Here is a 13,434-nt window from a genome sequence, read left to right as displayed (position 1 = left end):
TTCAATCAAGTCTGGGTGCTTCTCAAAATATGGAAGCGTTAACAATTTATCTTTTAGTCGAAAGGCAAATTTATTTTCACCCTCCGTTAATGTTCGGCTTTCCCAGCTCACAAGTTCACATAATAGGGCACGTAGTTTTTCGGGTGTATCCCACATAAAAGTATTCATGATTTTTTCTCCTTTTACTCCCATTCGTTAGAGGTACGATTAACGAACTTCTAGTGTTTCTTCACTTTTGCTATCTGTAGCAGCAGTCGCCGCTTTCTTTAATTTCAATTGATAAAAAATCATACAGGCAATAAAGAAGCCAATCCCGTATAGTAAACCAATCCTTTGCGTTGGATCAAACGCTAAAAATACTAAAATTAAAATACAAAAGATTATACAAAATACTGGAATCAACGGGAATAGTGGTGTTTTAAATTTTAGATCAGCCACATTTCCTCCCGACTTCACATAGCGATAACGGAACATTAACTGAGAAGCACATATCCCCATCCATGAAATTGTGACAGATATACCTGCTACCGACATTAGTAATACAAATACAGCATCAGCTTCCATTACACTAGTTAATAAAGATAAGAGTGAGAATACCATCGTAAAAATAAGCGCATTTAAAGGTACTTTATTTTTCGTTAATCGACCAAATAACTTGGGCGCCATCCCCTCTTGTGACATGGAAAATAATAAACGTGTTGATGCATATAAACATGAATTACCGACTGATAAAATAGCTGTCAAAATAACAAAGTTCATGATACCAGCTGCATATGGTACACCAGCTAAATTCATTAACGTGACAAATGGACTTTCCATAAGCCCAAGCTCTGATGCTGGGAATATTGCCGATAATACAATAATGGAAGCAATATAGAAAACGATGATTCTAAATAGAATTGTACGAATCGCTCTAGGAATATTTTTTTCAGGGTTCTCGGTCTCCCCTGCTGCAATACCCACCAGCTCTGATCCCTGATAAGAAAAAATTACATTCATCATTGTGACAAAAATAATCGTAATACCTGCTGGGAATAAACCAGAAGGTGCTAAATTTGTGAGATGTGGAGTAGGACGATCTGCTAATGGAATTAAACCAAAGATTGCTGCTCCACCAATAATGATAAATGCAATCACTGCAACAACTTTTATACTAGCAAACCAGAACTCTGCTTCAGCAAAGCCCTTCGTTGTTAAAGCATTTAAGACAAATAAAAGAACCATAAACACAGCACACCATATCCAAATTGGTACACTTGGAAACCAATGCTGCATTAAAATACCTGCAGCCGTAAATTCAACACCTGCTGTGGCAGCAGATCCGACAAAATACATCCAACCTAATGAAAAACCGGCTGAAGGACTAATGAAACGTGTTGCATAAGTTTGGAAAGAACCTGTAACAGGCATGTAAACAGCCAATTCCCCAAGACAATTCATGACCATAAACAAAATTAAGCCACCAAATAAGTAACCAATCAGTGCACCGCCGGGTCCTGCCTGGTTAATGGTATAGCCTACATTTAAAAATAAGCCTGTTCCAATAACACCCCCAAGTGAAAGCATTAACAAGTGACGACTTTTCATCGAACGCTTTAATTGATTATTGTGAAGCTGATCCCCTTTATTCAACATCCATCCCTACTTCCCATATAATGTAAAAATATTAAATATTCTGATATTTTAAGAATGAAAGTACCCAATCAATTTTCTCTTTTAAATTGATTGGGTATTGTTAGATTTACTTAAAAACGTAATGATAAACAGCTTAAACCACCATCGTGTTTTCTAAATTCAGACATATCAAGTTCAATTGTTTGATAGCCAAGGTCCAGTAATTTACGATTTGTTTCTGGATAGCCAGCTGGAATAATAATATAATCATTTACTTGAATACAGTTAGCTGAATATTCATCCTCTTTAGGAATCACGATTTTTTCGTAAGATTCAAATGCAGGATGATCGACAAATTCACCAGCTAGCACCATACGATTTTCCCCAACATAGGCAATTCCAGTTTTTAAATGGAAGAATTCTTTTAATGGAATAATAGTTGCTTCATAACCTTCTTGTTCAACAATCTCTTTAAATTGCTGAGCGCCTTCTTCATTTGTGCGTTCTGAGATCCCTACGTAAAACTTTTTCTCTGCTTGTAGTACATCTCCACCATCAAGTGTTCCAGAACCTTTAATATAGTAAATTTTTTCATAGAATTGCTTTACAGCTGGTTCGATTTCTTCAATTTCGCGGTTACGAGCTGCTGCTCCAGGATTCGATATAATAGCAAATTCAGGCGTTAATACAGCTGTATCCTCTACAAATGTTGAATCAGGAAATGCTTCATTTGCTGGTAATTGTGTAACTTCTACACCGCATTTTTTTAAAGCCTCTACATAATGTTCATGTTGTTCAAATAATTTTTCTAAAATCGGCTTTCCTAAATCACTAGTTGTTAAACCGTTTACAAAACTATTACCTGGATTTTTAACAATAACATTTTTAAACATATTCATCTTCTCCTTTATCCTCTTACTACTGGGCAAGTTAGGCAAGTCGGCCCACCTGTTCCTTTAACAGTAATTTCATCGCCTTTATATTCGTACACAGTTGCTCCAGCATCAAGTAGCTGTTGCTTTGTTTCTTTGTTGCCTTGAGGAATCACACATACCCTTGGTGCAAGCGCTAAAACATTACAGCCTAACGAATCGTATTCATCTTTAGGTACTTCTACTAGCTGGATGCCACGCTCAATTAGCAGTTGTCTGAAAAATACTGGCATTAAACGCGAATGCACAACAGCTAAATCTCGGTCTACCATACTTATGAAAGACATTAAATGTAAACATTCAGCTTCACCAAGATCATGTGGTAGTTGTACAACTATAAATTCATCTACCATATCGGCTGTCATTTCCTTTAACTGACGAATGGCTTCATCGTTTGTTCGATAACCTCTACCCACAACGAGCGTTCGATCATCTAGCCAAACAATATCTCCACCGTCTGAAACTGCCTCTCCAGTAAGTTCACCAATTATTGGTATACCTTTTTGCCGTAAAAAGTCCTTGTATACTGCTGCTTCTGGTTGTCTTAATTTTTTGCCTGATTTCAGTATTATGGCACCATTTGGAGTGAATTTAACTGGATCATGTGCATAAAGAGAATCTAATCCTACTTCATCTGCTATAGGCAGATATTCAATAGTCTCAACATACTTTCCAAGAATCCCAATAAATTCAGCGTATTCGCTTAGAGCTTCTTCATAATCAGGCTCAGATAAGTAGTTAAATGTTTTCCATTCCTCACTAAGATGTGTCTGGCTTCGGAAAGCATCTTTTGGATCTTTTACAATAACATGTTTCAAAGGCGCATACATTGATGAACAATAATGCATTCCTTTCACCTCATTTCCGCGTAGTGGAAAACGTTTCCGTTAAGAGGAAAGTTTATATGAAGAATATATTCGTTTTATGCTATACTGTCAATATATTTAGAAAACTTTTATTTTTCTTTTAATCTAGATTGCGTTCACGCTTGGAAAAAATGCTGTCGTTTATTAAAGAAGCCTTAAAGGATCCTTTTGTAGCTTTCGTGTATTAAAATAAGCATTTGTTTAGACTTCTGATTTGTACGGGAATATTGGAACTAGACGTAGATGGAGAATAAAAATAAAATAGGATGAAGGGAGGTGGGACAAATGCAATTATTAGAGCGGGCGATGACAATTGCCAAGGTTTTAGCTGCTGATGCAAACGACAGTAGCTTGTCCATTTCAGAGCTTTCTACAAAATGCGATTTACCGCTAAGTACTTTACATAGAATTTTAAAAGCCATGATTAAACAAGGGATGATTGAGCAAGATGAACAGACTAAATATTATCGGCTTGGAACCATATGGATGGAACTTGGCTTACAGGTATATGATACGATGGATTATATTAGCAAAATCAGACCTGAGTTAGAACGATTAGCCAGGGAGGTTGAAGAAAGCGTTTATTTAAGTAAACCAGCTGGATTAGATACGATTATTATAGAACGGATAGACAGTGCAGCTAATCCGATTCGTATTTATGATCAGTTGGGTATTCGCATACCTATGCATATCGGAGCGGCCAATAAGGCCATACTCGCCTCAATGTCAGCGCTACAATCCAAAGAAATTCTAGAGCAACTAGTAACTAAAGATGAAATGGCCGAATTAGAGGAGCAGCTTCACCAAATTCGACAACAAGGCTATGCAATAAGTCATGGAGAACGAACTGCAGGTACTTCCTCTATTGCTGTCTCTGTTTTAGATGGTTTTGGTGAAGTGATAGGAGCAGTCAGTATTGGTTTTGTAAACTTTAATGTCTCTCAAGATCATATTAATACATTGATTGAGCGATTAGTTGATACTGGTAGACGTGTATCGCTGAAACTTGGTTATCGAGGAAAAGGATAGGAGAACTATTCCCCATTAAACTTCTCTACTTTTCATAAATGTTTTATGTCTGTAAAGGTTTTTTTCTTGAAAGGTTATGTGAAAACTGTTGCACTGAACGCCATCGTATGTTAAATTATTATGGTATGTGAAATACCGAACTGAAATATAATAATCTTTCAGCATCAACAGTAAGGAGGGAATACAACATGCCAAAACAATGTGTAATCACTGGACGTAAAGCTCGTACTGGTAACAACCGTTCCCACGCTATGAACGCTAACAAACGTACTTGGGGTGCTAACCTTCAAAAAGTTCGTATCTTAGTTGACGGTAAACCAAAACGTGTATGGGTTTCTGCTCGTGCATTAAAATCAGGTAAAATCGAGCGCGTTTAATCGCTGCTTCTAAAAAATCGATTTCGCATTGAGCGCAATCGATTTTTTTCTTGATTAGTATTCTAGAAGAAAGTAAAAAATCCGACTAACACTAGTCGGATTTTTTTACTTTCTTATCTTTTTTAAATAGGTTAATACACGTACGCGTGATACTACTCACGAATTTCGGCAATTGGAACGTATATACTTTCAGGACTCTCTCCCCCTTACGCTAATCTATGCTTCTTATCATTAAACATATGCCTTGCGAGAAAGATATAGACCCTGAAGTTCCTATTATTTCATTACTTGTAAATCGAGATGTTCCTAAGGAAATTTCCTCATTCGTTGTTTCATATTTTACTTGTCGTAATGTTACACCTTGAATAGGCTCCTCGTGAGCAAAAAAAGACAAGTATCGGTATCGATCATCTGCATAAATTGTATGTGTACCTGGTAGTAAAAATTGCAACATATTAGTATGATTGATTATCTTTAACTCAATTTGAGGATGCTCTTTTTGTAACCGATAAATAGAACGAACAGCTGCCTCGTAATGATCTAAACGCCCACCCGTCACACCTGTCAAAATAATTTCTTGTGGTGCAAACGTATAGGCTTTAAGCAAAGCTAAATCCGTGTCTGTTTCATTTTTCTCTTCTTGAAAACGTTGTTGATCATTGGTTTGTGCCATTACTTGTCGATATTCTTCATCCGTTAAAGAATCAAAATCACCAACAATAGCATGGGGCGTAATTCCTTGCTCAATTAAATATAAAGCGCCACGATCAGCCCCGATAAACACAACATCCTGTTGTTGCTGAAACGATGAAAATGAACAAAGCTCATTTTTTGGACCACCTGCACAAACAACGACTGTCGTCATCCTTTAATCGCTGCCTCACCAGCTAGTAAAATCTCTTGAAGAGCAGCTGTTCGATCTTCTTTACTATAGATAGCTGACCCAGCTACAAAAATTGTCGCTCCAGCCTGTGCACATGGCACAATTGTTTCAGCAGTAATACCACCATCAATTTCAATGGCAATATCTAAGCCTCGCTCCTTAATTATTGTTGATAATGCTTCAATTTTAGGTACAACAGAATGAATAAATTTTTGTCCACCGAATCCAGGATTAACAGTCATTAATAATACCATATCAATATCTTCTAAAATGTGTTGAATTGATTCTATCGGTGTATGTGGATTTAATACGACACCCGCTTTTACACCAAAAGAACGGATTAATTGAATTGTTCGATGTAAATGACGACATGCTTCTACATGTACTGTAATATAATCTGCTCCAGCTTTTGCGAACTGTTCAATATACTGATCTGGATTTTCTATCATTAAATGCACATCTAATGGTAACTTCGTTAATGGACGGATAGCATCCAATACAATAGAACCAAATGAAATATTCGGTACAAAGTGACCATCCATTACATCAATATGAATAAGTTGTGCACCTGCTTGCTCTACTTCCTTTACTTCTTCACCTAACTTTGCAAAATTTGCTGCTAAAATTGATGGTGCTATTTGTATCATCATTAATACCTCGGCTTTCGATCCATAATTTCTTGCATAAATTGTTCATAATGCTTGTAGCGGTAGTCTCGAATTTCCCCTGCTTCTACTGCTGCCTTTACTGCACATTTTGGCTCTTTCAAGTGTAAGCAACCTCTAAATTTACAATCATCCGCTACTCTAGCCATTTCAGGAAAACATACACCTAATTCTTCTTTCTCAATTTCGTCAAAATCAAAGGAACTAAATCCAGGCGTATCTGCTAATAAACCATCACAGACCTCTATCAGTTCAACATGTCGAGTAGTATGTTTACCCCGTCCTAAGCTTTGGGATATAATACCCGTTTTTAAGTTCAACTCTGGAATGAGCGTATTAAGCAAAGTTGATTTCCCAACGCCCGATTGGCCAGCTAAAACGGTGGTTTTTCCCTTTAAAATAGGACGTAACCGTTCTACTAATTCTTCTTCATCTTTATATGTTTGCAAAACTGTATAGCCCATGCTTTCATAATCTGCTATATAATTTTGTAATTCATCACGTTCATCATTTTCTAGCAAATCCATTTTTGTTAAACAAATAATAGGATGTACATGGAAGGATTCTAACACAACTAAAAAACGATCCAGTAAAATGGTATTGAAATTCGGTTCCTTTACAGAAAACACCAAAATACCTTGATCAATATTCGCAATTGGCGGACGTACTAATTCATTTTGGCGCTCAAAAATCTTTTGTATTGTCCCATCAGAGCCTTCAGTTTCCATTGTATACTCTACAATATCGCCTACGAGTGGGGATTCGCCACGATTACGAAATACCCCACGTCCTCGGCATTGAATCAGTTGATGTCCATCAAATACATAATAATAACCACTTAATGCTTTTCTTATTTGGCCTTGCGCCATCCAATTCCTCCTTAATCGACATCATTATAATTAACTTTGCCTTCTAAAATTATTTCTGAGTCACGAATTATTCTATAACTCGCATCTTTGCCATCTTCAATTGTAAGCTGAATGTTGTATGGCGTATCACTTAAAATTTCAAATACTTCAACAGGTTCAGACAATGTATGATTTTTATCTTGAATTTCAATTCGAATATTTTGAGCTATTCCCTCTTCTGTAGGTTTATACTCAATGACTACAGGTATGACACGTAGTTTATCGGGCTGTTTTGCTGGCCCTTTACTTATTACAACCGATATCATAGAACCTTCTTCTACCATAGTACCCGCTTTTGTCAATTGCGAAATTACACTGCCAGCTGGGATGGTTTCATGATGTTCTTCACGAGATATACGCCAATTGAGACCTGCTCTTTTCACATAGTCATCCATATCAGCTTTCGTATAATTTACAACATTTTCAACCCTTACCATTCTAACTCCTTGGCTAACTTTAAACGTGATTGTTTCTTCTTTCGCTACTACCTCAGAATTTGGTGGTATGCTTTGTTCAATAATTCTTCCTTCTGGCTCATTAGAAGGGACATCCTCTTTTATTACGTCTTTATACTTTCCTTTTATTAAAGCTTCAACTTGACTATAATTTTGTCCAACATAATTATCAACAGTCGTCATCTCTACACCTAAACTAACGATTAATTCTACCTCTGAACCTTTTTCACGTAATGAATTTTTTGATGGGTCCGTTTCTATAACTTTCCCCTTCTCTATTTCCTCATGATTTCGCTCCTGATGCTCTTCACCAACAACAAATCCATCTGCTTCTAATTTTTTTGTCGCTTCCTCTATTGTTAAATTTGCTACATCTGGTATAGCCACTTTTTTCGGGCTAAATAAATCTTTTGCAAAAATAAAGAATAAGAAAATGACAACCGCTGCAATGAATAGTCCTGCAACATATTTGGGCCAATTTTTCTTCTTTCCCTTTACAGGAACTGGCTTTTCTACAGGCTTTTTAGGTTGTGGTTGAGAAGGTGCTTTAGCTTCCATAATCGGTTCAATAACTCTTGTTTTAGTTAGATCTTCGTCTTTTTTATGCATCTGCTCTTTAATGATGGGAATAGCTTTCGTTACATCATTATCCACAGGTATGACAAATTTGGGATCGTTGATTCTAGATGGTGTTAGTACGGTTTCCAAATCTTCATACATTTCTTCCACTGTAGTATAACGATGGGATGAATCTTTGGCAGTAGCCTTTAATACTACATTTTCCAAGCTTTGGGGAATCGTTGCATCAAAAGCACGGACAGAAGGCGTTTCGGCTTGTAAATGCTTAAGTGCTATTGAAACAGCAGATTCACCAGAAAATGGAAGTTCACCTGTTAATAATTCATATAACACAATACCGAGTGCGTAAATATCTGATTTGTTTGTAGCTGTACCGCCGCGAGCTTGCTCTGGTGATAAATAATGGACTGTACCAAGCACAGAATTTGTTTGAGTAAATGATGTAGCACTTAACGTCATGGCAATACCAAAATCCGTAATTTTCACATTACCTTCCGCATCCATTAATATATTTTGCGGTTTAATATCACGGTGGATAATATGGTTTTCATGGGCATTAGCAATGGCAGACGTTAATTGCTTCATAATATGCACACTTCTAGCAGGAGAAATTGGTGCAAATTCTTGTATGTACTGCTTTAATGTTTTTCCTTGAACATATTCCATCACAATATAGTGTAGATCTCCATCGTCACCTACATCATAAACACTAACAATATTTGGATGTGTAAGACTTGTAGCAGACAGTGCCTCACGTTGAAAACGTCGATGTAACTCATCCTCATTGGAAAAATCATAGCGTAATATTTTAATGGCTACATCACGATTTAAGATCATATCGTGTGCTAAATAAACATTGGACATACCTCCGCCACCAATGAGTTCTAAAATTTTATAACGGTCACTAATTCTTTTACCTACCAGCATTCTTACACCTCCTCATCCTTTTTCGTTAATAGCACGAGGGAGATATTGTCTTCTCCCCCGCTGGCATTTGCTAATTCTACAAGTTTACGCCCCTTTTCCTTAATGGAGTCTGGATACGTAATTATCGATGCCATTTCATAAACAGATAGTTTATTGCTTAATCCATCTGAACAAATGAGTAAATACGATTCTGATGCTAAATCTACTTCATAAAAGTCTGGTTCGATTGTGTCCTCTGTCCCAACCGCTTTTAAGATGAAATTTTTCTTTGGATGTGTCAAAGCCTCTTCTTCGCTTATCTCACCATTTTCGACCAAGACGTTCACATATGAATGATCTCTTGTTATTTGTTGTGCACCATCTTCAAAGAAATAATACACACGACTGTCTCCCACATGTGCAATGAAGCAATGTTGTTCTTCGATTAACACTGCAATAAATGTCGTGCCCATTCCTTTACAGTCTTCATGTGATAAAGAATAGTCATATATTGTTTTATTCAATTGCTTAACTGTTTGTAATAACCATTCTTTTTTTGATGTTGTGGATACAAAATGATGTGTGTCTGCCTGTAAAAAAAAGGATTCCATTTGTTTAATTGCCATATCACTTGCTACATCACCAGCATTATGACCACCCATGCCATCCGCTACAAGTGCTAGTGCAAGCCCATCTGGACGTTTAAAGAATGCAGCACGGTCCTCATTAATGGATCGTTTTAAACCAATATCACTTTCGACTGTGTATTCCAATACTGGTCACCTCGTTTCTTCAGATCTCTCTTGTGCACGTAATTGACCACACGCAGCAGCGATATCTGAACCTTGCTCTCGGCGGATCGTTACGTTAATACCATTTTTCTTTAATGTTTTTTCAAAAGCAAAAATTTGACTACGAGATGTACGAACATAATCACGTTCTGGTACATAGTTTACAGGAATTAAGTTGACATGACATTTAATTCCTTTAATTAAAGCAGATAGTTCCTCTGCTATTTCTACTGAATCATTTTCACCAGACATCAGCCCATACTCGAAACTCACTCGTCGACCTGTTTTTTTTGTATAGTATCGCACAGCTTCCATTAATTCTTCCAATTTATAAGCACGGGCAATTGGCATTAGCTTTTGACGTGCTTCTTGGTTTGGCGCATGCAGAGAAACGGCAAAGTTAATTTGTAATTGTTCATCTGCAAACTGGTAAATTTTAGGTACAATACCCGATGTTGAAACTGTGATATGACGTGCTCCGATATTTAAACCTTTTTCATGATTGATCACTTTTAAGAAGTTCATCATTGCATCATAGTTATCGAAAGGTTCACCAATACCCATAATGACAATATGAGATACTCGCTCGCCCAATTCATCTAATGTTTGCTGCACTTTGACAACTTGCTCCACAATTTCCCCTGCTAATAAATGTCGCTTCAAACCACCTAAAGTGGATGCACAAAACGTACAGCCAATTCGGCAGCCTACTTGTGTTGTTACACAGACAGAATTTCCATATTCATGGCGCATTAAAACAGTTTCTATTGAATAGCCATCTTGTAATTGGAATAAAAATTTAATGGTACCATCTTTAGATTCTTGTTTAATAATGGTTGATAGTGTGGATAATGCAAAATTTGCAGTTAGTTTTTCGCGTAATCCCTTTGAAAGGTTTGACATTTCTTCAAATGTCTTTACACGTTTATTATACAGCCAGTCAAAAATTTGAGCAGCACGGAAAGGCTTTTCGCCATTTTCCTTTAGCCATTCTTCTAATTGATGAGGTTGTAACGAATAAATGGATTCTTTTAAATTTGGCTTTTCTTTTTTTACACGTCGAACGGGCTTTTCTTCTGCTTCTTCGACTAAATCGTTAATACGTTCATTAAATTTCTCTTGATCCACCATTAGTTGGATTCTCCTTTTTTACGAAAGGCGGCNNAAGAAACCGTCACTGCCAAAGTCTTGTGGAAAGACTTGAAGCATGCCATTAGCTTGCTTTTCCGCTAATTTTGTTGGTAAAGATTCTAGTTGTATAGCTTCCATTTCTGGATGTGCTGTTAAAAAGGCTTTCACAGTGCCTTCGTTTTCTTGTATGTCTACTGTACACGTACTGTATACAAGCTTACCATCTGTTTTCAAAACTTTCGTTGCTGCATCCAGTAAAGCTAATTGGATTTTTTGAAGACTTTCTAAATCTTCTTCTCGCTTTGTATATTTAATATCTGGTTTACGTCGCATAACTCCTAGTCCACTACATGGTGCATCGACTAAGATAGCATCAAAAGACGCTGCTTGTAAAAATTCTGGTGCTTTCCGTCCGTCTATTGGGGCTGTTTCAACAATATCAAGCCCTAGACGCTCTGTATTATGGTCGATTAAATCTAATTTATGTGGATGAAGGTCTGTTGCTAAAATAGACCCTTCATTTTTCATTATTTCGGCAATATGTGTTGTTTTTCCACCAGGTGCCGCACACATATCCAAGACACGCATACCTGGAGTTGGATTTAGCACATTAGCAGGTATCATTGAACTTTCATCCTGAATAGTAATCATACCTTCTTTGAAGGCTTTTGTACGAGCTGGTTGACCGTTTGTAATGTATAAGCACTCTGGTATAACGTCGCTTTGATTAGCCGTTAATCCTTCTGCCTCTAACTTGGCAATTGCTTGCTGAACAGTTGCTTTTGTCATATTAACACGCACAGTCTGCACAGGCGGTCTATTATTTTCATGCAACATTTCAGTCGCTACTTCAAGACCGTAGTTATCAACAAATCTTTGAACTAACCACATTGGATGACTTGTTTCTATTGAAAGACGCTCAATTGGATCTGCTATGTCATCTGTTGAAGGGACTCCACTCCGTAACACGGATCTTAATATGCCATTGACCATAGAAGCGATTCCACGATGCCCTCGACGCTTGGCAATTTCTACTGCTTCGTTTACTGCAGCGTGTGGAGGGATACGTGTTAAATAATGGATTTGATACAACGAAATTCTTAATAACCAGCGAACCCAATGATCAATTGAACCACGAATAAATGGCTCTAAGTAATAATCAAGTGTCATTTTATGCTGTAAAGTTCCATACGTTATTTCAGTCAATAAAGCACGATCTTTTGCTTCAATTTTATGTCGTTTAATTGTTTCATTTAGCAATAAGTTGCTATAAGCCTGATTTTTATCAACTGCTAATAGAATTGACAATGCGGCATCTCGTACATTGCCATCCCAAATCACTACACTTTTTTTACTCATTTAAATTGGTCCCCAATCTGTAATTTAGAACCTGTCCCACGTAAATATTCCTCTGCGGTCATGCGCTTTTTACCAGCTGGTTGCACATCATATAATGCTAAAGTTGTCCCGTTGCCAGCTGCTACCTCAAAGTGATCTTTATCAATGGCAACCACTGTACCTGGATTAGCCTCATGCTTACTTTTGCCAATCGTTGCCCACCAAATTTTAAAATTACCATCCTCAAAAGTAGTATAAGCAACAGGCCATGGATGAAGACCGCGCACTTGATTGTATAAAGTAATAGCATCGTTGGTCCAATCAATCCGTTCTTGTTCCCTTGAAATATTACTTGCAAAGGTAACTTGTGCTTCATCTTGAACTGTACGGTTATTTGTACCATTTATAATAGAAGGAAGTGTTTCCTTAAGTAATTCACAGCCAACCATACTTAGCTTATCAAAAAGTCCACCAGTATGATCATCTTCTTCAATAGGGATCGCTTTTTGAGAGATAATATCTCCCGCATCAAGCTTTTCTGCCATATACATGATTGTTACTCCTGTTTCTTTTTCACCATCCATGACGGCTTGGTGAATCGGAGCCCCTCCACGATATTTTGGTAATAGGGAGGCATGGACATTAATGCAACCTAGAGCCGGTGCATCTAATAATTCTTTTGGTAGTATCTGTCCAAATGCTGCTGTTATTACTAGATCAGGCTGTAAAGCAAGAATCTGCTGTAACTCCTCGGAGCCACGCAATTTTTCAGGTTGAATAATTGGCAAGCCAAGTTCCAAAGCCGTTGCCTTTACTGGCGGCGGTGTTAATACTCGCTTACGCCCAACTGGACGATCTGGTTGTGTTACAACTGCTTTAATAGTATATCCTTCATCATGTAGCATACGCAAAATAGGTGCGGAGAAGTCAGGTGTCCCCATAAAAACGATAGATGTCATT

General features: G+C 37.3%; 13 protein-coding genes and 1 pseudogene. 2 read left to right on the top strand and 12 right to left on the bottom strand.

What is annotated here, in order from left to right:
• Window positions 1-207: 207 nt before the first annotated feature.
• From B3D98_RS16190 to B3D98_RS16180, 3 genes are all read right to left on the bottom strand, one after another.
• Window positions 208-1,635, bottom strand: a complete 1,428-nt coding sequence (locus B3D98_RS16190; protein WP_048395351.1) for an amino acid permease — start codon at window positions 1,633-1,635, stop codon at window positions 208-210.
• A 110-nt stretch (window positions 1,636-1,745) separates the two neighbouring features.
• Window positions 1,746-2,507 carry a dimethylarginine dimethylaminohydrolase family protein gene (locus B3D98_RS16185; protein ID WP_082148185.1) on the bottom strand — a complete coding sequence of 254 codons (762 nt, stop codon included), beginning with the start codon at window positions 2,505-2,507 and terminating at the stop codon, window positions 1,746-1,748.
• Between the two features lie 14 nt (window positions 2,508-2,521).
• On the bottom strand, window positions 2,522-3,394 hold the full coding sequence (locus tag B3D98_RS16180; protein WP_048395355.1) for a dimethylarginine dimethylaminohydrolase family protein: 873 nt from the start codon (window positions 3,392-3,394) through the stop codon (window positions 2,522-2,524).
• A gap of 303 nt (window positions 3,395-3,697) precedes the next feature.
• Between B3D98_RS16180 and B3D98_RS16175 the strand changes: the two genes are divergently transcribed.
• Entirely contained in the window at window positions 3,698-4,441 is a 744-nt protein-coding gene (locus B3D98_RS16175; protein ID WP_048395357.1) for an IclR family transcriptional regulator, read from the top strand.
• A 188-nt stretch (window positions 4,442-4,629) separates the two neighbouring features.
• Window positions 4,630-4,818, top strand: a complete 189-nt coding sequence (gene rpmB / locus B3D98_RS16170; RefSeq protein ID WP_004227417.1) for a 50S ribosomal protein L28 — start codon at window positions 4,630-4,632, stop codon at window positions 4,816-4,818.
• A gap of 91 nt (window positions 4,819-4,909) precedes the next feature.
• Here rpmB and spoVM read toward each other — a convergent pair whose 3' ends face one another.
• From spoVM to fmt, 9 genes and pseudogenes are all read right to left on the bottom strand, one after another.
• The gene (spoVM, locus tag B3D98_RS16165) at window positions 4,910-5,011 is read right to left on the bottom strand and encodes a stage V sporulation protein SpoVM (protein WP_099805045.1); all 102 of its coding nucleotides are present in this window, start codon (window positions 5,009-5,011) and stop codon (window positions 4,910-4,912) included.
• Window positions 5,012-5,029: 18 nt separating this feature from the next.
• Complete coding sequence (locus tag B3D98_RS16160; protein WP_048395359.1) at window positions 5,030-5,683, bottom strand: thiamine diphosphokinase; 654 nt, start codon at window positions 5,681-5,683, stop codon at window positions 5,030-5,032.
• Window positions 5,680-6,348, bottom strand: coding sequence for a ribulose-phosphate 3-epimerase (rpe, locus tag B3D98_RS16155; protein WP_048395360.1), 669 nt, complete (start codon window positions 6,346-6,348; stop codon window positions 5,680-5,682). Before rpe ends, B3D98_RS16160 begins: the two co-directional genes overlap by 4 nt.
• A gap of 2 nt (window positions 6,349-6,350) precedes the next feature.
• A complete protein-coding gene (gene rsgA / locus B3D98_RS16150) occupies window positions 6,351-7,235 on the bottom strand; it encodes a ribosome small subunit-dependent GTPase A (protein WP_048395362.1) in 885 nt (294 codons plus the stop codon).
• Between the two features lie 11 nt (window positions 7,236-7,246).
• Window positions 7,247-9,235, bottom strand: coding sequence for a Stk1 family PASTA domain-containing Ser/Thr kinase (gene pknB, locus B3D98_RS16145; RefSeq protein WP_288584234.1), 1,989 nt, complete (start codon window positions 9,233-9,235; stop codon window positions 7,247-7,249).
• Between the two features lie 2 nt (window positions 9,236-9,237).
• Window positions 9,238-9,987 carry a Stp1/IreP family PP2C-type Ser/Thr phosphatase gene (locus B3D98_RS16140; protein ID WP_048395366.1) on the bottom strand — a complete coding sequence of 250 codons (750 nt, stop codon included), beginning with the start codon at window positions 9,985-9,987 and terminating at the stop codon, window positions 9,238-9,240.
• 6 nt (window positions 9,988-9,993) lie between these two features.
• Complete coding sequence (gene rlmN, locus B3D98_RS16135; RefSeq protein WP_048395368.1) at window positions 9,994-11,136, bottom strand: 23S rRNA (adenine(2503)-C(2))-methyltransferase RlmN; 1,143 nt, start codon at window positions 11,134-11,136, stop codon at window positions 9,994-9,996.
• Window positions 11,136-12,495, bottom strand: a pseudogene (gene rsmB, locus B3D98_RS16130) (16S rRNA (cytosine(967)-C(5))-methyltransferase RsmB). Before rsmB ends, rlmN begins: the two are co-directional and overlap by 1 nt.
• Window positions 12,492-13,433, bottom strand: a complete 942-nt coding sequence (fmt, locus tag B3D98_RS16125) for a methionyl-tRNA formyltransferase (RefSeq protein WP_103117565.1) — start codon at window positions 13,431-13,433, stop codon at window positions 12,492-12,494. The pseudogene rsmB and the gene fmt overlap by 4 nt, the downstream one beginning before the upstream one ends.
• Window position 13,434 lies beyond the last annotated feature (1 nt).

This window comes from Lysinibacillus sp. UBA5994 (genome assembly GCF_002429725.1).
GTDB lineage: Bacteria > Bacillota > Bacilli > Bacillales_A > Planococcaceae > Lysinibacillus > Lysinibacillus capsici.
Note: the sequence above shows the minus strand (reverse complement) of the source record. Positions and strands in the feature narration are given on the sequence as shown.